Annotated in this window: 21 protein-coding genes and 1 pseudogene; 8 read left to right on the top strand and 14 right to left on the bottom strand. The window is 47.4% G+C overall.

Going from position 1 to position 21,195, the window contains the following annotated elements; translation table 11 throughout:
* Positions 1-576: 576 nt before the first annotated feature.
* A complete protein-coding gene (locus tag AB1552_10490; protein MEW6054195.1) occupies positions 577-1,047 on the top strand; it encodes a MauE/DoxX family redox-associated membrane protein in 471 nt (156 codons plus the stop codon).
* Positions 1,048-1,176: 129 nt separating this feature from the next.
* Here AB1552_10490 and AB1552_10485 read toward each other — a convergent pair whose 3' ends face one another.
* Positions 1,177-1,686: a rhodanese-like domain-containing protein gene (locus AB1552_10485; protein MEW6054194.1), complete on the bottom strand. Its 510-nt coding sequence runs from the start codon at positions 1,684-1,686 to the stop codon at positions 1,177-1,179.
* Positions 1,687-2,131: 445 nt separating this feature from the next.
* On the opposite strand from AB1552_10485, the gene AB1552_10480 reads away from it, so the two are divergent.
* The gene (locus tag AB1552_10480) at positions 2,132-3,448 is read left to right on the top strand and encodes an alginate export family protein (protein ID MEW6054193.1); all 1,317 of its coding nucleotides are present in this window, start codon (positions 2,132-2,134) and stop codon (positions 3,446-3,448) included.
* A gap of 346 nt (positions 3,449-3,794) precedes the next feature.
* Here the strand turns inward: AB1552_10480 and AB1552_10475 are convergent, their stop codons facing one another.
* From AB1552_10475 to AB1552_10460, 4 genes are read right to left on the bottom strand one after another with little or no spacing between them, the layout of a single operon-like run.
* Positions 3,795-4,994, bottom strand: a complete 1,200-nt coding sequence (locus AB1552_10475; GenBank protein MEW6054192.1) for a cation transporting ATPase C-terminal domain-containing protein — start codon at positions 4,992-4,994, stop codon at positions 3,795-3,797.
* Between the two features lie 12 nt (positions 4,995-5,006).
* Positions 5,007-6,245, bottom strand: coding sequence for an HAD-IC family P-type ATPase (locus AB1552_10470; GenBank protein MEW6054191.1), 1,239 nt, complete (start codon positions 6,243-6,245; stop codon positions 5,007-5,009).
* Positions 6,246-6,247: 2 nt separating this feature from the next.
* Positions 6,248-6,361, bottom strand: a complete 114-nt coding sequence (locus tag AB1552_10465) for a hypothetical protein (protein ID MEW6054190.1) — start codon at positions 6,359-6,361, stop codon at positions 6,248-6,250.
* 16 nt (positions 6,362-6,377) lie between these two features.
* Positions 6,378-6,809, bottom strand: a complete 432-nt coding sequence (locus tag AB1552_10460) for a universal stress protein (GenBank protein MEW6054189.1) — start codon at positions 6,807-6,809, stop codon at positions 6,378-6,380.
* 74 nt (positions 6,810-6,883) lie between these two features.
* Here AB1552_10460 and waaF point away from each other — a divergent pair, with 74 nt between their 5' ends.
* The 3 genes from waaF to AB1552_10445 all read left to right on the top strand — a co-directional run bounded on the left by waaF (position 6,884) and on the right by AB1552_10445 (position 10,105).
* Positions 6,884-8,569 carry a lipopolysaccharide heptosyltransferase II gene (gene waaF, locus AB1552_10455; GenBank protein ID MEW6054188.1) on the top strand — a complete coding sequence of 562 codons (1,686 nt, stop codon included), beginning with the start codon at positions 6,884-6,886 and terminating at the stop codon, positions 8,567-8,569.
* A 186-nt stretch (positions 8,570-8,755) separates the two neighbouring features.
* The gene (waaC, locus tag AB1552_10450) at positions 8,756-9,799 is read left to right on the top strand and encodes a lipopolysaccharide heptosyltransferase I (GenBank protein MEW6054187.1); all 1,044 of its coding nucleotides are present in this window, start codon (positions 8,756-8,758) and stop codon (positions 9,797-9,799) included.
* A gap of 3 nt (positions 9,800-9,802) precedes the next feature.
* Positions 9,803-10,105: a hypothetical protein gene (locus AB1552_10445; GenBank protein ID MEW6054186.1), complete on the top strand. Its 303-nt coding sequence runs from the start codon at positions 9,803-9,805 to the stop codon at positions 10,103-10,105.
* A 164-nt stretch (positions 10,106-10,269) separates the two neighbouring features.
* On the opposite strand, the gene AB1552_10440 is transcribed toward AB1552_10445, so the two are convergent.
* The 3 genes from AB1552_10440 to ilvB form a co-directional block, all read right to left on the bottom strand.
* Positions 10,270-10,812, bottom strand: coding sequence for a DUF502 domain-containing protein (locus tag AB1552_10440; GenBank protein MEW6054185.1), 543 nt, complete (start codon positions 10,810-10,812; stop codon positions 10,270-10,272).
* 219 nt (positions 10,813-11,031) lie between these two features.
* Positions 11,032-11,520: an acetolactate synthase small subunit gene (ilvN, locus tag AB1552_10435; protein MEW6054184.1), complete on the bottom strand. Its 489-nt coding sequence runs from the start codon at positions 11,518-11,520 to the stop codon at positions 11,032-11,034.
* Positions 11,521-13,251 carry a biosynthetic-type acetolactate synthase large subunit gene (gene ilvB / locus AB1552_10430; protein ID MEW6054183.1) on the bottom strand — a complete coding sequence of 577 codons (1,731 nt, stop codon included), beginning with the start codon at positions 13,249-13,251 and terminating at the stop codon, positions 11,521-11,523. It abuts the gene before it with no gap.
* Between the two features lie 54 nt (positions 13,252-13,305).
* Here ilvB and AB1552_10425 point away from each other — a divergent pair, with 54 nt between their 5' ends.
* The 3 genes from AB1552_10425 (at position 13,306) to AB1552_10415 (ending at position 15,265) form a co-directional block, all read left to right on the top strand.
* Complete coding sequence (locus AB1552_10425; GenBank protein ID MEW6054182.1) at positions 13,306-13,524, top strand: hypothetical protein; 219 nt, start codon at positions 13,306-13,308, stop codon at positions 13,522-13,524.
* A gap of 278 nt (positions 13,525-13,802) precedes the next feature.
* A complete protein-coding gene (locus AB1552_10420; GenBank protein ID MEW6054181.1) occupies positions 13,803-14,294 on the top strand; it encodes a MerR family transcriptional regulator in 492 nt (163 codons plus the stop codon).
* Between the two features lie 416 nt (positions 14,295-14,710).
* Complete coding sequence (locus tag AB1552_10415; GenBank protein MEW6054180.1) at positions 14,711-15,265, top strand: flavin reductase family protein; 555 nt, start codon at positions 14,711-14,713, stop codon at positions 15,263-15,265.
* 71 nt (positions 15,266-15,336) lie between these two features.
* On the opposite strand, the gene AB1552_10410 is transcribed toward AB1552_10415, so the two are convergent.
* From AB1552_10410 to AB1552_10385, 6 genes and pseudogenes are all read right to left on the bottom strand, one after another.
* Positions 15,337-15,618 carry a two-CW domain-containing protein gene (locus tag AB1552_10410; protein MEW6054179.1) on the bottom strand — a complete coding sequence of 94 codons (282 nt, stop codon included), beginning with the start codon at positions 15,616-15,618 and terminating at the stop codon, positions 15,337-15,339.
* A gap of 170 nt (positions 15,619-15,788) precedes the next feature.
* Positions 15,789-15,914, bottom strand: a complete 126-nt coding sequence (locus tag AB1552_10405; GenBank protein MEW6054178.1) for a hypothetical protein — start codon at positions 15,912-15,914, stop codon at positions 15,789-15,791.
* Between the two features lie 28 nt (positions 15,915-15,942).
* The gene (nrfD, locus tag AB1552_10400) at positions 15,943-17,178 is read right to left on the bottom strand and encodes an NrfD/PsrC family molybdoenzyme membrane anchor subunit (GenBank protein MEW6054177.1); all 1,236 of its coding nucleotides are present in this window, start codon (positions 17,176-17,178) and stop codon (positions 15,943-15,945) included.
* Entirely contained in the window at positions 17,171-18,058 is an 888-nt protein-coding gene (locus AB1552_10395) for a 4Fe-4S dicluster domain-containing protein (protein ID MEW6054176.1), read from the bottom strand. Before AB1552_10395 ends, nrfD begins: the two co-directional genes overlap by 8 nt.
* A gap of 47 nt (positions 18,059-18,105) precedes the next feature.
* Positions 18,106-19,806, bottom strand: a complete 1,701-nt coding sequence (gene hmcA / locus AB1552_10390) for a sulfate respiration complex hexadecaheme cytochrome HmcA (GenBank protein MEW6054175.1) — start codon at positions 19,804-19,806, stop codon at positions 18,106-18,108.
* A gap of 34 nt (positions 19,807-19,840) precedes the next feature.
* Positions 19,841-21,157, bottom strand: a pseudogene (locus tag AB1552_10385) ((Fe-S)-binding protein).
* Positions 21,158-21,195 lie beyond the last annotated feature (38 nt).

Raw genomic sequence — 21,195 nt, 5'->3', positions numbered from 1 at the left:
TGACGGCTGTACTGCCCCGGTGATACCCTTTCTCATGGTGGTGTCTCCTTTCTTTTGTTGATTCCAGTTCAACCTTAAAAGGATACACCGCCTACTCATCTATTTACACACTTTTTGATTGTACTCCGGAGGAAGTAATTGCGAGGATTAATGAGCTGAAGGGGCTTAAATTGCCCAAGGAGAAGGGAGACTTCGAAAACGCCAATAAGAAACTGGATTCTATTTGGACATTTCTTCAGGATAACAAAGAGAAGGCCATTCAAATCCTAAAAAAGGAAATCGAAGCGGAAATAACCAAAGATAAGCCGGGCATTCCGTCCAGTGATTCCTCTCTGAAGCCGTCCACTTTTTCATTCGTTTCGGAACAGGCGGACGATTCGGTTATGTACTTCGCAAATCCCGTTGACGTGCTCGCTGTCCTGCAATGCATGCGGCAGGGACAGTGTCGCTATGGTCGTTCGCACGAATTCAAAATATCTATAAATTAAGGCTTACAGATAACTATTATCTATTTGCATCATGCGTGTATGTCGAATACTATAAAAGCATACCCGTTTCTCTTGCGTGTGATTTATTATGAACAAGATACTGAAATCAGCATGGCTTTACCGGATAGTCCGATTCGCTCTTGGCGCGGTTTTTATCTATGCAGGGCTTGTAAAACTGGTTGACCCCAAGGCGTTTGCACGGGTGATTTCCCAGTATGACCTTGTGCCGGAATTCCTTCTTGCTCCGGTTGCCATCGGCCTCCCGATTGTCGAACTCCTTGCCGGCCTCGGGCTCCTTCTGAACATCCGCGGCAGCCTTGCTGTCATCTTCGGCCTTCTTGTCATGTTTATTACTGTGCTCGGATACGGAATCATGGCTGACCTGAACATTGACTGCGGCTGCCTCTCGGCTGCAGAGATCGAAGGCATACACAGTCTCAGACAGGCCTTTTATCGTGACCTCGTGATGATCGCAGCAGTGTTGTATCTGTTTCTTTCCAGACGTCTGAATCCCAAGTTGGCCCTCAGCTCTATCTCACAGTTTTACAATAAAAGCTGATCAAACCGGCTGCAACCGATCTGCCCGTTCCTTTATTCTTCCTTTTCCGGTTCTTGCGGCACACGGGTGTCTTGCTGAAGAAAATGTGGGGTGGCATGAGGCAGTCTCACCCACCCCACAGGAGGGTCGTTATTTTACTTTCTCTATGGGGTAATCCGCCTCCAACCAGGCTTTGATTCCACCGGGATGACGGTACACGTTTTTATAGCCGAGTTTCACCGCCCACATCGCACCATTGTGGCTGCGGGTGCATTTGGTAAATCCGCAATAGAAAACGATCAGCATGTCCCTGTCTGCACCGAGGAGCTTCTCAAATTCTGCCCTGGTCTTTTCATCCAGGCTGTCAAGCTCCGGAATGGGAAAGACAAAATTCACTGCACCCGGAATATGCTGCTTTTTGTAACTGTCTTCATAGGGCATTGTATCAACCAGGAGCATGTTCCTGTTCTGATCAACCAGCCCCTTGAGTTCTTCCGTGCTGATTATCTTGTACCCTCCCCGGGAAACCTCTTTTGCAAAGTTCACGGCTATTTTTTCAGTATCCAGCTCTTTTGTGCCCCAGGCGGCAAAACAGTCCCCTGACATCCAAATAAGAACTATCAGTACTACTCCCACCACTGCAAATCTGTTTTTTGTCATTTTTTCTCCATCCTCCTTTGAATATTGTTACTGCCCCAATTGAAGAAGCCTGTCTCCCATACAGCGTTCCCCGAATCTCCCGGGAAAGGCAATACCAGCAAGTTATTTCTCTTCTGCTGTTTATATATCCGCACCGTACTGCTCTGATGAAGATATCTTGTTATTAAAGATAAAAAAACCGGAATCTTCAGGTCAAATAGTTAATACTTATTCAAAACAGGTTACCCATAGCTTTCTTGCTCAGGTAATCGCTCTTCTGACTTTTCATGTCAGAGATGGAATCAGATGCTGCGCTGATAAAGAAGTGCGAGGACTTCACATAGAGAACAGCTATGTGAAAAAATAAATCCATAGGTATTATCAATTTGAATTATATGTTTTTATTATAGTAAATTTTGCCCGTTGTGGAGGCAGCAAAATCTAATAAAAACCAAAGGGGGGCAGCATGAAAAAAATCTTTCTGTTCATTTTTTCTCTGGCGGCATGTTCTCTGCTGTGTATCGGTGATTCTCCCGAAGCAGCGGATTACACGCCATACAAGTACGGCACAACCTTTCTTGAAGGAAAGCTCACGTTCGGCGGGAGAATCAGGGTCAGGCAGGAATACCTGAGCAATTACTATATTCCCCAGAATCAGGTTGATGATGACCTTACCCTGTCTCAGACGAGACTGTATGTGGATGTTCAGCCTGTGAAGGGATTAGGGATTAATCTTACACTTGAAGATGCGCGGGACTTCTCAGAACCGCATCCTTACAAGCCGCTGGTTCCGTATGCGTATGATACCCCGCTGGATATTCAGCAGGCCTATGTCTATTATGTGCCCGATAATGCCCCATACTCTGTGTGGGCCGGGAGAAGAGAGATTTCATATCTCAAGCACAGACTCATTGGCACGACATATGGATGGGGGAATAAAATTATTGCATATGACGGTTTCACCATGACATACACACATGAACAATTCATCTTCGATCTCGCTTATCTGAACAGGGTCGCACCCCAGCATGGAAGAGACGTTTTCCAGCATGACTGGTTCGATTCACCGAATGACACCTTCGTTGCATGGCTTACGTTCAACAAGATCAACCCATATGGAAAAATTGATGCATATGTTATTGTCGACAGCCGTGAAAAAGATGTGGAGGTTTATACCTGTGGCCTGAGGGCCTACGGTGCAATCGGGTCTCTGAACTATGATATTAATGGAACACTCCAGCAGGGAGATGCTCTCGTACACGGAGATATGCAGGACAGGGCCGCAGCCGCTTTCTATCTCGATGTCTGGTATCCTTTTGATACTTCGCTAAAACCGACTCTCGGCCTTGAATATTTCATGGCTACGGGTGATTCTGATCCGGCCGGCGGCAAGTATGAAACATTTGACCAGCTCTACGCAACACCTCATTATTCATATGGCTACATGGACCTGTTTGGATGGCAGAATATGCATGATCTCAACATAAAGGCCTCCGTTGTGCCTCTAGAGAATATGAAACTTATGGCATCGCTGCATTCTTTCTGGTTGTATGCCAATGAAGACAACTGGTATAACGCGTACAAGGGTATTCAGAGAACAGGTGACAGGAATGCCGGAAAATTTGTCGGCAATGAGATCGACCTTATCTGTTATTATGACTTCATGAAGCACCTGCAGTTTATAGGGACATACGGGCATTTCTTTGCGGGAGATTTTGTGGATGATACCGGGCCCAGCAAAGACGCTGACTTCGTCTCACTGGAACTGAAATTCGAGTTCTGAATACTGAAGAGGGTCTGGTGTGATATCAGACCCTCTCTTTCATTATTGTATTCTGCAGATGCGCTCTTTATGTCTCCATTCGTTGCCTGACCGGCAGCGTCAGCTCTTTCAGCCTTTTCACTTATGGCAGACCTTGCCGGGATTTCCCCCTACCGCCTTTTTGAGCGCCTGCCAGAATGCCGCCTCCTTTGCAAGGGTTTTGCTGCGTAAAGGCCTTTTCATCCTCTGTCACCCCCTTTCGAATTTATCTATCGACTGCGTCTATCTATTGCAGGCTTTGCATAGATATTGTATTTAGGTAAAGCATATCAGATATTTTCTGTGTGTCAAGAATAACATTTGCAGATTATGCGAGATGTCTCTTTCTTATATAAACTTTCCTCAGTTCTTCTGCAGCCAGCAACAGAAAACTGAACGGAACGAGAAACATCCAGACGTCGTAACGAAGGGGAGCTGTGCCGAATATTTCATTTCCGAACGGATGATACACAATAAACAGCTGCAGCAGGAGTGTTACTGCAATCCCGGCGAATATGAGCCTGTTCGACAAAAATCCGATATGCAATAAAGACTCCCGGGATGAACGGCAAGCGAAGACATTTCCTATCTGTGTAATTATTATTGCAGTCAGGCATGCAGACGTTGCCTGCAGATAGAGCATGTTATCAGCCGGAGGTACTGTTCCCCAGATCCACCCTCCCTGAAACAGGACATAGAAGAATCCGGACATGCAGGCAATGGCCTCTATAGGACCGAGGAAAAAATATGCCCTGAAAATCAGAGGCGGATTCAGAAGCCGCTCATGTAACTTTCTCGGTGGCTGATGCATGACATCCGGTGTGGGTTTCTCGGCACCGAGCGCCAATGCCGGAAGCATATCTGTCCCGAGGTCAACCGCAAGTATCTGAACGACCGTCAGAGGAAGGGGGATTCTGAACATGATATAGGCAAGATATGGCACTGCTTCGGGAATATTGGATGCAAAAATGACCTCTTTACCGGCAAGTCTTGTTCTCAGTTCTGCATCACCCATCTGATTGAAATCATGGCCTTCGATAACCGTTGGCGTGCCTTCCACCAGTCCAATTTCTCTTGCAATTGCAACCGCTGTCCTGCTCCCGTCACCGGTAATCATGATTATCCTTATCCCAGCTTCACTGCATTTCCTGACTGCTTCAGGCACTTCTGCCCTCGGCGGATCTTCAAGTCCGATCAATCCGGCAAATACCATATCTGTTTCAATGTCCGTGCTCACAAGACCGGAAACAGAATGTAGGGTATTCGCATGCGCGAAAGATTTGTAGGCAAATGAGATGACCCTCAATCCCATATCCATAAAAGAATTGCAGGCACTAATAACTCCTTCTTTCAGGTCTCCGTCCAGATATCTCTCATCACCATCAATATATATATGGGTACACAAGGGCAAAATATTCTCCATAGCGCCTTTTGTAAGTACAACATATTTACCTCTCTCATTTGCCTTAAAAGGCAGCGGTTTCTTCTCTGAACCTGGCAATGAAGGGATCAGATGGACAGTAGTCATCCGCTTTCTCTCTTAATCAAAGGGGATCTCTTGTATCCTCTCTGCTTCGAAATCTCCGATGGTATCTTTCGCACTCTTCAACAATGCCACGTCTGTAGGATCTCCTTTCAACTGCCCGTCTATGATTCTGGCATTGTTACAGAGGTATGCAATCATGAACAGTTCTGAGATACCACTTTTATTTGTATCTTTGAAGTCAACAACAGTTCCGTTGACCAGAATTTTTTTCACAGCCATTTTATTCTGTGTGAGGGTTCCTGTCTTATCCGTACAGATCACTGATACTGCACCGAGGGTCTCGACCGAGGTAAGCGTTTTTATCAAAGCCTTTCTCTTTGCCATCCTCTGACTCCCCATAGCAAGGGACAGAGTCATGGTCGGAAGCAGCCCTTCGGGAATAAGAGCAACTGTCAGGCCGATTGCAAAGATAAAGTTATCCCAGAAACTTCTTCCTATCAGAAAGCCGAGAAGAAAAAAGCAGATGCCGACTCCTGCTGCAATTGTGGAAACAAGCCTTGTTGCGCTGATAATCTCTTTCTGGAGCGGGCTGATTCCTGCCTCGACTGCGCTTGTCAGATGTGCAATGCGTCCGAACTCGGTCGTCATCCCTGTAGCAAATGCAACTGCTTTTGCAGAGCCGGTGACGACGGTTGTGCCGGCAAAAGCGATATTGGGACTCTCGAGAAGCTCACCGTCAAAGGTCCCGCCATTTCGCAATACCGGCTCTGACTCTCCGGTTAATGGTGCGTTATCGACCTTAAACCCGGATGTTTCTATCATTCTTACATCAGCAGGAATCTTGTCTCCTTCCGACAGGAGAACGACATCCCCTGGCACAACCTCTCCTGCATGGATTTCCTTTTCGCTGCCATCCCGTATTACCCTGACAGAAAAAGGCAGAAGTTTTTTCAGTGCGTAAAGTGCTTTTTCCGCACGATATTCCTGGACAAAGGTAAACACTGCATTAATACATATCACCGCTACAATTGCAGTGCCGAGCGTTATCATGCCCTCACCTGGATGCAAATATTCCGATATAAAACTCAGAACCGCAGCACACCACAGGAGAACAGCCAGGAAATGGGTAAACTGTGAAAAGAATTTCATCCAGAGAGGTTTTTTCCTTGCTTCCCTGATTTCGTTCCTTCCATACTCACCAAGCCTCTTCCTTACTTCTGCTTCAGTCAGTCCCCTCTCTGAAGTAACAAAAGTCCTGAACAACTCTTCTTTTGACAGGCTCTGGATTCTCACTGTCAGTCACGTTTTGGTCCCAGAATAATAAGATTGCAGGGGGTCTCTCTGAGCACCTCTTCAACCGGATTACCCCTCACAATCCCCCCGAGCAAACTTCTTTCACTTGCTCCCATGATAATAAGATCGTTTCTAAGGAACGAGAATATCCTTTGGCAATGCCTTGCCCATGCGTACCGCTCTGACCACTGCTACTGAGCACGGCAACTTGATGATACATTCCCTTGCAAGGCTCTTCACGAAAAATCTCTTTTCGACATCCTCCCTTCGCGTTGCAATAAACACAATATCAATCTGTTTCTCCCTGACGATTTTCATGATCTTTTCACGCGGGTTCCCTCTCTCAGTGACACTTTCGACTTCCACATCGTGCCTTTCCGCTTCAAGAAAAAGCCTTTCCAGTGCTGATTCAGCATGCATGAAAGCCTCCTTTCCTGTCCTGTCGTCAGTAATATGCACAAGGGAGAGAGATGCCTTGCAGGATTTTGCAAGGGCTATCGCATACCGCGCTGCTGTCTCCGAATTGGTAAACTCGTTTACCCCGGCGAGGATTTTCCTGTACATGTCTGAATTATAGCTCCAGCATTATGGAATCACAACAAGGGGATACAGGGGACTGTGAATGCAGAAAAGGATCCATGTACTGGTTCCATACCCTGAAAGATTCACACGGGAAACTCACCCGACTGCAACAACCGGTCATGGCGAAATATCGAAAAAGAAAGGTTTTCAAAGGTTTCCAATCGAAATGTTACAATATTTTTATGTTCGACTCAGCCTGCAAAAATCTTCTTGTGCGCGGGGTTAACTGGATCGGTGACAGCGTGATGACGCTCCCTGCACTTAAGGCCCTGAAAAGTGCTCTGCCCGACACCAGGATTACCCTGCTCGTAAAACCATGGGTTGCCGCTGTCTTCAAAAACAACCCGGATATTGATGAAATAATCTCTTATGAGAACACTCACAATGGGCTGTGGGGGAAAATGAAGCTTGCAAGCCTGTTGCGCAGGAAGCATTTCTGCGGTTCGATACTCCTGCAAAATGCCTTTGACGCCGCCCTGATCGCGTTTCTTGCAGGGATAAAAAAAAGGGTGGGCTACAACAGGGACGGAAGGGGGTTTCTTCTCACCAGGGCTGTACCTCTGCCAGAGAATGAACACCATGCTCACCAGATTTATTATTACCTGAATCTTCTCGAACAGTCGGGGATGAAAGCCGGATATTCAGTCCCTTACATTCATCTCACACTCAATGAAAGAATGCGGGCAAGAGAACTGCTGAAAAGCCTGCGGAAGCCTGTTCTCGCCATCAATCCAGGAGCAACCTATGGCTCAGCAAAGAGATGGTTCCCGGAAAGGTTTGCGGAAGTTGCAACATGGTTCATAGGTGATACCGGCGGAAGTGTCGTGCTGTTCGGAGGAAATTCAGAAATCGATATAACCGACGAAATATATAAAAAAGTCATCCCTGAGGTTAGGACTTCAGGCGCTCTGCTGAATATGGCAGGGAAGACATCCCTGAGAGACCTCATCGCGCTCATCTCGGATTGTGATGCCATTGTCACCAATGACTCAGGCCCCATGCATCTTGCCTATGCAGTGAGGACTCCCCTGGTTGCGATATTCGGTTCCACCAATCCCCTGACGACAGGCCCTCCCCCCGAAGGGTTTGCGGATGAAAGCGTGGTGATAACCCCTAACGTGCCGTGCAGCCCGTGTTTCGATCGTACCTGCAGCCGCAACGATATGCTCTGCATGCATGCAGTCACATCGGACGAAGTTTTCTATGCCGTCAAAAAACTGCTTCCTGACAGCCCCGCGGTCTTTTTTGACAGAGACGGGACGCTCTGCAGAGATACGGGCTACATCAACTCCTGGGAAGACTTCCGGATTTTCCCCGAGATCGAACACCTGAGACTGCTCAGGGGAAAAGGGTTCAAGCTTATCGGTGTAAGCAATCAGTCAGGGATCGCGAGGGGCATCGTTGACGAGACGTTTGTAAAAGATGCCAACAGCATCTTTCTCGCGCAGTACGGGTTTGATGATTTTTACTATTGCCCCCATCATCCGTCTGACCATTGCGCGTGCAGGAAACCCGAACCTGAGATGCTTTTCCGGGCAAGGGCCCGACACAGAATTGACCTGAGGAGATCGTTCATGGTAGGAGACAAGGAAGCAGACATGCTCCTTGCAAAGGCAGCAGGCGCTTTGGGGATACTGGTACAGACAGGCGAAACAAAGGAATCCCCTCACGCCGATTTCATTGTGAAGGACCTCGGTGAGGCGGTAAGAGTTATTCTGGAACATCGCGGGATCTCTGAATGATGTTCGCATGTTGCGGTTCCCCGAAAAACGGGAATCTGCCATTGAAACCGGCATGCTCAGGGCAGATTGGATAAGAATCAGTCTCATGGCGTAGAATAAGGAGAAATATGCATATAAGAGGAATACTCTGTCAAGCCTTTTCTCTTCTCATTATTAAGGTGAATCAAACAAAGAATCAGATGTTCAATGGAAACGATAACACTTCGTAACCCTCCGGGGAAAATCCTTATCGTCAAACCGAGTTCTCTCGGCGATATCGTGCATAGCCTTCCGTTTCTCAAAGTGGTAAATACCTGCTTCTCCGGATCACGGATTCACTGGGTTGTAGCAAAAGGCTTTGAAGGTCTTCTCGCGGGACACCCGATGATTGACAGGCTCTGGATCATCAATAAGGACGCCTGGAAAAATCTCCGATATGCGACAAGCACCATGTCAGAGATAAAAGGGCTCTTCAGGTCTCTGAAACAGGAACATTATGACCTGGTTATCGATCTGCAGGGGCTTTTGAGAAGCGGCATCATCACTGCAGCAACCGGCTCTCCGGTGCGGGTGGGATTCGCTGAGGCAAGAGAGGGAAGCCGTCTGTTTTATACGCACAAGGTAACTGGCGGGAAAGATATCCATGCGGTCGACAGATACCTGAAGATTGCAGCGTGTTTGGGATGTGATGTCTCGGAGGTGGTGTTTCCTTTTCCCCTTTCTGCAAAGCCTGCGTCCCCGGTCCCTCATCCTTTCCCCTCTGAAGAATATGCGGTTCTTGTCCCGGGCGCCCGCTGGAAAACAAAACAGTGGCCCCCTGAGAAGTTCGGGGAACTGTCAAGACTCCTGCCGCTTCGTTCACTGATCGTCGGGAGCAGAAGCGACAGGGATATCGCTGATACCGTTGCATCGTATTCAGATGGGAACGCAATCTCGCTTGCCGGCAGGACAAGTCTGCAAGAACTGATAGAAATAATACGGGGCGCGCGGTTTGTCGTCAGCAACGACTCGGGGCCGATGCATATCGCTGCTGCGCTCGGCAAACCGGTATATGCCATCTTCGGCCCGACCGACCCATCGAGGACAGGTCCCTATGGCAAGGGCCACACAATTATCCGGGAGGATGTGGCATGCGCCCCCTGTTTCAAAAAAACATGTCAGGATATCATATGCATGAAAAACCTGTCTGCAGGCAGGGTATTGGAAATAATACATTCCGTACAACGTAAAAACCTTTTACAAGGAGGATAACCCATGGATGTGAACTCGTTCTGCAGTGTGATGTACACCGAAATCAACTCCCTGAAAGCAAGGGTATATGACATTATGCGGGCAGTTGAGAAAACGAAGGGCAGGAAGAAAAAGGCATCCGTCGCGCAATTGGCAGAATTGCACGCGCTCATAGAACACCTTTCGATGATGAACAGCAAACTGGAAAAAGCTTGCCCGCTCGACTGGAGCAGTGAAAAGAAGGAAATTGAGACAAAAAAGACTGAGTTACGGGAAAAAATCGATATTTTTGATTCCGAACATCTCGCCGGGCTGGTAGATAACTAATTCTTCTCATACAATTGAGGAATTCCTCAATTTTTGTCCGAGGGGATGACTGGTATAATGCCCCGACAGACAGGAACAGGGGTTTCCGTAAACAGTACATAAGACTCATCGGGCATCTCTGCGGACAACCCCTTATCAGATTTTCTCAAGGCCAATCAGGAGGGTTACACGTCTGACACCCCGCCCGAGACAATGAATGTCATGATTCTGCCGCTTTCCACATCGAGCGGGAAAACCTGCTCTTTGGGAACGACTATCAGATTTCCCGCGAAATTATAGGATTGCGGGATATACACTGCCATACTCCCGGCCATCCCGATATTCTCCAGACTGTCTCGTGTGACAAACCCGATAATCTGTACGGTACTTTCCGGCAGGAGGTTCACCAATACCGGCCTGTCGAATCTCTTCTTTTCACCCACGAAGGCATTCACGAGGTCTTTAATCGCGGAATAAATCATTTTCACGATAGGCATGCGGCTGAACAGTCTGTCTATGAGCTTTGCAGCACCCCTCGCGAGAAAAGTTGAGACAAGAAATCCTATGGCTGTGACAAGCGCTACTGTAATCAGAATGCCCATCCCCGGAATCCTCACTCTGAAAATCTGGTCAACAGCAGAAATAATCACAAACAGGACGTAAAGGGTTACAACAATAGGCGCAAGGAAGAGCAGGCCTTTAAAAAAGTATTGCGTAAGAGTTTTCATGAAATCTCCTTCAACTGTTTATGGGATTTTTACGATATCCCGCCGTCTCTGCGGCGGGAGGGTCTTTGATCTTTTCGCTATTATACGCCGACTGCACAGCTCTCATTCAGAAGTCCGCCTCAATCACCGGGGGCGCAGGAAATACGTGATTAGTTCTTCAGGAAGGAAATACGCAGGTGAGGGCACACTATAGTTCGACTGCTTATATGCTGACCGGTATCAGGTCTTCCTGATGCCTTCCCGTCCCATTGCGATTTTGCCGGTTCTGACAAACTCCTTAATGCCGAAGGGTTTCAGCAATTCCACAAGCGCCTCGATCTTCTTTTCATCGCCGGTGACTTCTATCGTATAGGTGGTCTTGCTCGAATCCAGGACTCTTCCCCTGAATATTTCTGTCAACCGCAAAACCTCTGCCTTGTCCTCCTGCCGGGGAGCAACTTTTATGAGCACCATTTCCCGTTCAACGTGGGCGAGTTCAGTCATATCGATAACCTTAATGACGTCGATCAGCTTATTCAGCTGTTTGTTGATCTGTTCGATGATCTTGTCGTCACCGCTCGTAACGATCGTCATAGTCGAGATCTGGGGGTCAATTGTCTCACCGACAGAAAGGCTTTCAATGTTATAACCCCGTCCACTGAAGAGACCCGCAATGCGTGAGAGAACCCCGAATTTATTTTCTACGAGAAGGGAAATTGTATGCCTCATCTATTTCACCGCCTTTAATTTCTTCTCTGGCTTCTCTTTTACTTCCTCAAAAAGCATCTGATCTATTGGTGCGCCTGCAGGCACCATCGGGAAAACCTTTTCCTTCCAGTGGACCACGAAATCCATGAAAACGGTTTTCTTGATTTTGAATGCCTCCTTAAGCACAGGTTCAACTTCGCTGGGTTTTGTTGCCCTCAGGCCGATTGCACCGTATGCTTCAGCCAGTTTCACGAAGTCGGGGACAACCTCGAGATGGGTATGCGAATACCTTTCTCCGAAGAAGAGTTCCTGCCACTGGCGGACCATGCCAAGATAACGGTTGTTCAGTATCGCCACTTTCACCGGAAGCTTGTTTATTACCGCTGTTGCAAGCTCCTGAATGTTCATCTGTATGCTTCCGTCACCTGCGATATCAATCACAAGTTTGTTGGGATGTGAAATCTGGGCACCAATGGCTGCAGGAAACCCGTACCCCATAGTGCCTAATCCGCCGGATGTCAGCCACATTCTTGGCTTGTCAAACTTGTAGAACTGGGCAGCCCACATTTGGTTCTGACCAACCTCGGTCGAGATAATCGCATCTCCCTTGGTGAGTTCATAGATCTTCTCTACGACAAACTGGGGCTTTATTACCTCATCGCTGTATGTGTAGGTCATTGGCCTTTCCTGCTTCCATATTTCTATCTGTCTCAGCCAGGCCTTGCGGACCTCACCCCACTGCTCCTTGATCTCTTCTTTGAGTATCCTGTTGAGCACTGTCAGCACCCTTTTGACATCACCCACAATGGGGATATCCACCCGCACATTTTTCTTGATTGATGTCGGATCAATATCAATATGGATTATCTTTGCATTCGGCGCAAAGGCATCAAGCTTGCCTGTTACCCTGTCGTCAAAACGCATTCCTATGGCTATCAGAAGATCTGAATCCTGGATCGCCTTGTTTGCATAATAGGTGCCGTGCATTCCCGGCATGCCCAAGGAAAGCTTGTTGCTTCCGGGAAATGACCCAAGTCCCATGAGTGTCATGGTAACCGGCAATTCGGTGATCTCGGCAAGCTCTTTGAGCTCTCTGGCTGCGCCTGAAAGGACAACGCCGCCTCCGGCTATGATCAGCGCCTTCCTCGATTTCGCGATCAAATGCGCTGCCTGGCTGATCATCCACCTGTTGCCCTCATAAGTCGGATTATAGCTCCGGATCTTTATTTCAGGCCATATGAATTCCGCCTTCGCAGAGGTCACGTCCTTGGGAAGATCAATAAGAACCGGTCCTGGACGGCCGGTGGATGCGATATGAAATGATTCCCTGACAATCTTCGCAATGTCTTTCACATCTTTGGCGAGAAAATTATATTTTGTGCATGGCCTTGAAATACCGACAATATCAGCCTCCTGAAATGCGTCATTTCCGATAAGCATCGTCGGCACCTGACCGGAAAAAACTACCAATGGAATTGAATCCATGGAAGCGGTTGCGATCCCTGTGATTGTATTGGTGGCGCCGGGCCCCGATGTCACCAGCACGACACCCGGCCTGCCGGTCGAACGTGCATAGCCATCCGCTGCGTGTACCGCACCCTGCTCATGTCTTGTAAGGATGAGCTGGATGTCCTTGTCATCATAGAGCAGGTCAAAAATATTCAGGATTACCCCACCGGGGTATCCAAAAATATGCTTGACCCCTTCACGTTTTAAACTCTCAACAAATATTTCGGCGCCTGATATTTTCATATGACAATCTGCTCCTTTGGAAATTACATCATTTTACCATAAATAGTTTCTGAGATGGTAATCACCCAGCCCGCATTGCGATCGTTCGGAATCCCGGTAGTCCTGCATCCGGAACAATACAAACTTCTCCGGCGAACGCTTTCCCGTCATCCCGGATTTTCCGGTCCGAAGGCATCCGAATATTTCGGCAGATTCTGTCCTCAGGGTGCGCTCATCACCCTGAAAAGACAGCCAAAACAGCACGCGGAGCAATGTGACAATCCGGTCCTGTGATGCCGGGGTTGAGACATGACGGGATACAAGGATATCGCTCAGATAAAATTAGTCAACATGTAGTTATAAAAATATGTTATTATATTATTTAAGTATTGCAATATGCATGTAACTTATATTTAAATATATAATATATGTCAAAAATACGGCGCCGGCACGTTGACGAAGATATGTGCAAAGAGCGCAGTCGCTAAACCGAAGCGTAATAAGGGTATATTTTGAACGTAATAGAGCACTTTGCTCATAAAAAACTTTTATTAGAGGGGGAGCAAGACTGTATGGCCAACAGAAAAAGGAGCTTCGACTTCATTGAGGAAAAAGACAAAAAAGATCTTCCGCTGTATACCATAGGAATTGTTTCAGAATTAGTCGGTACGACAAACCAGACACTGCGTCTTTATGAAAAGCACGGCCTTGTAAAACCGGACCGCAAGAACAAGAACAGGTTCTATTCTGAAAACGATATCAGATGGCTCCTCTGTTTACGCCTGCTGATTCACAAAAAGAAGATCAGCATCGAAGGCATCAAAAAGCTTCTCGAGTACGCTCCCTGCTGGGAAATTACCGGCTGCCCGGAAAAAATGAAAAGCGAATGCCGGGCGTATATCAATAATATCAAGCCTTGCTGGGAATACAATCACATGATCTGCAAAAGGAAACCTTCAGACACCTGTGATGACTGTATTGTGCTGCTCTCAAAAGGACAGCCAGGGAGAGAACCAAAAGAAGACGGAAACGGCAACGGTAACGGGTCTGAAGATTCCGTGTAACCTGCGGCAAAACTGGAGTAGTGGTGTATCAGTAGTGGTGTATCATGCACATACCAAATCTACAGCACCCCTGGAGCAGCACATGCTATCCGGCAGACAGTCATACTGAACCCGGCCCGGAATCCTGCTGCAAATAATACTCTTAGAAAGCGGGATTCCAACACACGTACTGAATGATACCCTGCCGGTCATATGCCTTGTACATCCGCCACGACCTCAGGGATATTCACTGACATCAAAACATTATCTTTCGGCATGAAAGAAGGCTCACCTTGTCTGCTCTCCAAAGGCAGTTTCCAATTTTTTTGATTCCTGATTATGGATAGACAAGATAAGCTATATATATTAGAATAATATATGATATATAAATTTAAAATTTATATATTAGAATACTGCATATTCCGGAGTGGTGGCATATGGCTGTAGTAGGTGAGTTTTGTGCTCTCGACAAAAAAACGATGGTGGAAGCCAGGGCGCTTGCTCTGGTTGGCTGCGGCATGTATGTAATCAGCTCCAGAAAGGGAGATAAATATAACTGCCAGATCGCCAATTCCCTTATTCAGGTTTCGTCAACTCCTCCAAAGGTTCTGGTGACTGTCAATAAGGAAGCCCTGACCCATGAATATATCCAGGAGAGCAAGGTATTCAGCGTGTCGGTGCTTTCATCAAATACACCTAAGAAATTTATCATGCTTCTGGGCTTCAGAAGCGGAAGGCAATCCGACAAGTTCAAGGAGCTCAGTTTCAAGACAGGTGTTTCAGGGACCCCGATTATACTGGAACACACTGTTGCCTATCTGGATTGTCAGGTGACGAACAGTTTTGACTGTGAAACCCATACCCTGTTTATTGGAAAAGTTATCGACGCAGAGCTGCTGAAGACTGACAAGCCGATGAGTTATGCCTACTATTGTGACGAATTGAAAGGAAAGACTCCCCCTGCTTCACCCACTTACCTGTGCGGATGCTGATAACAGAATTGCCTGCCGGTTCGGCGGGACCCCGGGAAAAGAGACCTCAGATTTTTTCTGTGTCCCCTGCATTATCCGATATGATAGATAAAATTATCGCCTTCTTCTTCTCTGACAACCTGAAAAACCATACATTGTGAACATTCCCATTGCTTCTTAAGCCGTTTCCCCTTCATCTTTATATCACACATTGTGCCAGATACTAACCAGCATGACCTGCCGCATCTCTTGCCGCGGTTAACACCCTCATATTTGTCATCAACAGCCGCGGGGCAGACTCCCAGTTCCTCTACTTTTGCACCACCGGGTTCCCTGCCGCACTTCTTAAATTCCCAACAATTAAGAACAGGCACGATTTACCTCTGTCAATATCATTTCTTGCAAAAGAAAAAAGCCGAATTTACCTAAAGGTTCCTTCTTTCGGAAACTCGGCCGTCCTCTGTTAAGATCCGCCGCATCTTCCCCTCCCTTCACTGAGGATTTGACATGAGAGGGAATTACCGCACAGACATTCGGAAAATATTCACCGAAGGTCATTCATGTTCACAAATCTCCAGAATGCCAGTATAACGATCAGAAAAGCGATGATAATCAGATATTCAGCGCCCTTTGATGCAAACATATCGTAATAGGTGAAGAGTTCTTCCATAGACCCCTCCTTCAACTTGTCTTTTTTCTCAATGCAGTTTCGCAGCCCATTCAGGAGGCTTTCTGAGCACCGGCATCCTGTTTACCATCCACCTGAACACCCAGACTTCGGTAAGGATAATAGACGCCGTGATAATCAATTCAATCGCTGAAGGCCAGTATTTTTCGCTTAACGGCACATACCAGTTATATGCGATAAAAGTATAGTTAAGCCTGTTGAGTATGATGCCAAGCATTGTCAGGATTGCAGCAAACTTGATAATCGATATATCTTTCCGCGTCGCGCCGCTGACGAACATGAGACAGGGAATGAGCACAAATCCGATGACCTCAAAAAGGTACCAGAATCCCATCGTGCTGTTTAAATAGGGAACGGCATGTTCGTGCACAAGAAGGATTGCCTTCAGGAAGAGGTACCCGAACATCGCCACCGCACATATCCTTGCGAGTCCAACCAGGATATCCTCATAGGAATGATGATGTTCTGCATCTATCTGATAGGCAAAGACTTTATGGCTTATCGAACCTTCAAAGATCACCATCGACAGCCCGGCGAAGATACTCGATACAAAATAAAGGATCGGGATAAAATCGGTATACCACAGGGGATGTATCTTGCTCTTGGCCATCATCATGAGCGCACCGAGACCTGACTGGTGGAGCGTCGAGAGGGTAATGCCAAATATGACCGCACCGAGTGTGAGGCCACCAAGTATTTTTCGCACCCTGCGCAGACCGAGCCATTCTGCGATGGCGGGAGAAAATTCAACGAGTTCTGCGAGCATATAGAGGAAGAAATGCCATGCTACAAGGAACATGACGGCATTCACACCAAAGTCATTCCCGACCATCGGGTTGTAGATATTCCACCAGCGCCCGATATCGAGCACGATCGCACCGGCGTAAAAAAGATATGCAAGGAATCCGTTGAGCACTGTTGCTCTTATAATAGGATGGTATTTTTCAGCTCTCAGGATATACACAATGAAACACAGCACATATGCGCCCCCTGCAAAGGCAACGCCGGTTACGACATCAAACCCGATCCAGAGTCCCCACGGGTATTCCTGATTCAGGTTTGTTATGGGTTGTCCAAGACCATACACAAGACGGAGTACGATAAAGACGTAACCGAGCAGCATGATTGGAAGTGAAATGATATTAAAAGGAGTAGCGATATGCCCTCTCGGTCTCAGTTCACCTTTCAGGTAGGTCCAGAATTCTCCAAAGCTCTTTATTTCAACTGCCGCAGTTTTTTCATCCATGATGTTCATCCTTTCCTTTACCATTTCCTTTTGTTGCCCGGTTAATGCCAAGCATAACAATAGGCCAGAGCACGAAAATAAAGGGTACTGCATAAAGGAATCCGGTACTGTACTCCGGATATGGAACAGTTCCGAGGTCTTTCCGGAACCCTATCTGCTCGAAGGGGACAGAAGAAAGATACAGGTGCGAGGTACCGCCAACCTCATATTCACCGAAGATATGGTCAATATATTTGTCAGGTCCCGTGGCGATCCTCCTCTTCCCTTCTTCAAGAATCTGTCTCCTCGTACCGAACATCAATGCCTGTGTAGGACATACCTCAACACATCCCGGGAGTCCGCCCTGATTAAACCTGTCCCAGCAGAGATTGCATTTCTGAATTCTCGGTATTGCTTTGCCATATTCAAACTTCGGAATGTCAAAAGGACATGAAATCATGCATAATCTGCAGCCGATGCAGTTCAGGTCCCAGGTCACCTGCCCGGTCTTCCGTTTCTTCATGGCTTTCACCAGGCATGCCGCAGTGCATCCAGGCTGGTTGCAGTGCATGCATCTCCTTGGCACGAAAACTGTTCCGCTGTCTGTCTCGTACCGGCTTATGACCGTATACTGGGTATCGGTAGTCTTCCGCTTCGTTTTCAGAACAGATTCATTGGTCGATTCTGATATGTCGGGAATCGGCAGACCGTTCACTTCTGCACACGCTTTTTCGCATCGCCTGCAGCCGATGCATCGTGTGGTATCCACAAGAATACCGTAAAATTCCTTCCCTTCCGGATTATGCCCCTGAGCTCCAGACAGGCGTGGTGACCAGAGGGATCCTCCGGCAGTTCCTGCCATCGTTGCTCCCATCAGTTTTAGAAATGCCCTTCTGTCCATCCTCGCTCCTCTCTATTCATTCGCTTTTTTCCAGTATTTAAAACCCGTCATTTTGGTCTCCAGACGTTCAAGGTCTTGCGCGTATTCTGAGATACGACCTGTTCGTTCTTCAGAGAAGTGATCTCAGCAGGACCTTCCTGTTTCTCCTTATGGCATTCGCTGCACTTTCTGCCTTTTTCAAGTTCCATCTTTTCATGGCAGCCCAGGCACTGACGGTGATATGCAGAAAGCAGTCTGGTTTTGTTGAGGTTCTGGCGGTCATATGCAGCCATATGGCAGTTCCTGCAGTACGGGGGAGTGTCTTTCTGCGCTTCAGCCCGGGTATCGCTCCTGTGATGACAGCCCTCACAAATCGTTTGAATATCCCGGTGAAAGTACGTTGCAAGCCTGCTGTCGTTTGAAACCTTTACCAGTTTGTCGATGATGTCACGGTGAGGAAACTTCGATGGTTCGAATTCCTTTTCCAGTATCTTAATCTCAACATCTTTCTTCACCTTCTGCTGGTCGAGTCCGGCAGCAGAAAGGGGTTTCGGCATTACCACCTTATCCTTCCTGCCGTTATGACATATGGCGCAGGTTTCTTTTTTCGGGTTCATCGTCTCAATGTCCATATCGGATATATAGTAATGGCAGCCCGCGCACTTCTTGTCTGCTTTCTTCCTGTTATGGCAGCCCGCACAACTGTGTTCAGAAAACACATCATGATATGCTCGCGCAATATTAATTCCGCTTCCTTCAGGCTTGCCAGTCAGGCTGTGACACTCCTTGCATGCCTTTAATGTCTCATGGTGACAGCTCCGGCATGTCCTTGAACTCGTTTCATGAGACTTATGATCAAATGTAACTCCCTTCATTTTCGAGTTCTCAATATCTATAAACAGCGTATTCTTCTGGTTGCGGTCAGGACGGGAAATTTTTTCAAGTTCTGAGACCGTTTTATACTTTCCCGTATGGCATTTTATGCATTCAGTAGGACATGCATCCTTTTCTCCCTTTTTGATATATTCTTCTTGATATTTTAAATGGCAGTTGAGACATTGCCGGTGGGAGGCCGTACGGATCGAAAGCCCTTTCCCGGCTGCCACACGGGTGATCTCGGCGTGTTCAGGTCCCCGTTTTTTCCCGAGCTCGTGACAGTAATAGCAGGATTCCTCTGCGCCTTCTTCATACACCAGCCGCAGTGCCTCATCCTCTTCATAAATATCGTACATATGATGACAGAGGCTGCAGTCATCCTTGCCGATCTTCTCCCTGAGCTTCGTGACATGCGTGTCGTGATGCGCAAAATCAAACTCAACGACCGGATAGATAATTTCCAGGTGCGCGGTTCTGTTCGAATGACAGTCAGCGCATATTACAGGTCCGGTTTCCTTGTTTTCGCTGCTTTTCTTTTTATGACAGTCGATGCATTCGTCATGGTAGGCATTCATTACAGACTTTTTGTCTTTTTTCTTGACATCCTTCGGAAAATCGAACTTTACCGAGCCATCCTCAGCTTCCGTATGGCAGGCATTGCACCCATCTGCCTTCAGGGCCTCTTCATGCTTCTTGTGATTGAATATGACCTGGGGACGCTCGAGTCTGCCAAAGATTTCCGTATGCGCAATTGCTATCAGGTTTTCGGGTTTTTCGACCTTCAGCATCTTCGGAGGAACAGGATTCCCCACAGAATAAACGGTACTTAAACCGTAAATAAGCAGGATAAGATACACTATGCTTACTCCCAAGATAATTATCTTTCTGTTCATGATTCAATCCTTCCCGGTTTATTCCTGATGGTTTTCACTCCTTTGGCAGCTCCATACACTGGAGCAGTACGTCCGAGAAAAATACCGCATGCATTTTCAGCTTGTAATGCTTGGTGAGATCTTCAATCCCACTATGGCAGTTGTGTCAAGGGGATATGATAATATGAGCGCCCGTGGCAGCAAACTGCTCGGCCTTGACCCTGTTGCCGATCATCCTCGTCATCTTGTACGGAGGTCCGCAGTTGATCACGCCTCCGCCGGCAATACAGCAGTAATTATGCATGCCGTTGGGATACGGATCCCGTATGTCTTCACATACCGCCTCGATGATATACCGGAGCATATCCTTGTAACCGGCATTCCTGACAATATTGCATGGCTCCTGATAGGTAACGGGTTCCGTGATCTTCCTGATGATTTTTATTCTTCCGTCCCTGATGAGTTCATAATAGAATTTCACTGCATGAACATATTCTATCGGTGACTGCTTCCATCCTAACCATTGCGGTGCCACATAACTTGCGGCGTTAAATGCGTGCCCTCACTCGCACATTACTATTCGCTTGACTTTCAGTTTGAAGGCTGCCTCAAAGTGTTTTCTTTCAACCCGCGCCATGGTCTCGAAATCGGCAACATGCATTGATATGTCACTGTTGTCCCAGCCATCGAACGACGGCATCGTCCAGTCAACCCCGGCAGCATGGAATATTTTTGCCGTTGCCGCAAGGAGCTGCGGTTTGAATTTCGGTTCAGGCGCAATCGGCGTATACATGATTTCCGCTCCCTCCTTGTCAAACGGAATGCGGGCGGTGGGATATTCCATTCTGACTTCTTCTTCCTGCCACTGAACGGTGTCAACCCAGTCATCCTGTTTCAGCCACATCATGTTGAGTGTCGCCGCATGACTATAGTTTGTATCCATTTCATACTGCGGCACTACTTTGAGAAGCAGGCAGATACGGCGGACGAGCGCCATCAGATACCATATGTCTATGCCATAAGGGCAGTAGAGACTGCACCTCCGGCAACGGTTGCATTCAGTGTATGCGATCCTTGAGCATTGGCGGATGAAATCAGGACTCACCTTGCCTTTCTTTTTGACCATTTCCCATAAGGTCAGTTTAACCTTGGCAACTGGCGAGTAAGTCGGATCCTTGTCATGCGAGAGATAATAGTGACAGGCCTCTGAACATAATGCACAGTGAATACAGGTTTCAAGATACGCCTTCAGCCGTGCCCCTGTTCCCTTGAGAACTGCATTAATCGTTTTTTCGATCTTTTCTGGTGTCAGTCGTTTTGCCGATTCATCGATGCCCAGATCGGCAATAGGGGTCCTTTCGTAGGTTATCATTTATTATCCTCCTCACACACATTAATACATTTCCTCAT

The sequence above is a fragment of the Nitrospirota bacterium genome (genome assembly GCA_040754395.1).
Lineage (GTDB): Bacteria > Nitrospirota > Thermodesulfovibrionia > Thermodesulfovibrionales > SM23-35 > JBFMCL01.
This window is presented reverse-complemented; position numbering and strand designations above follow the sequence as displayed.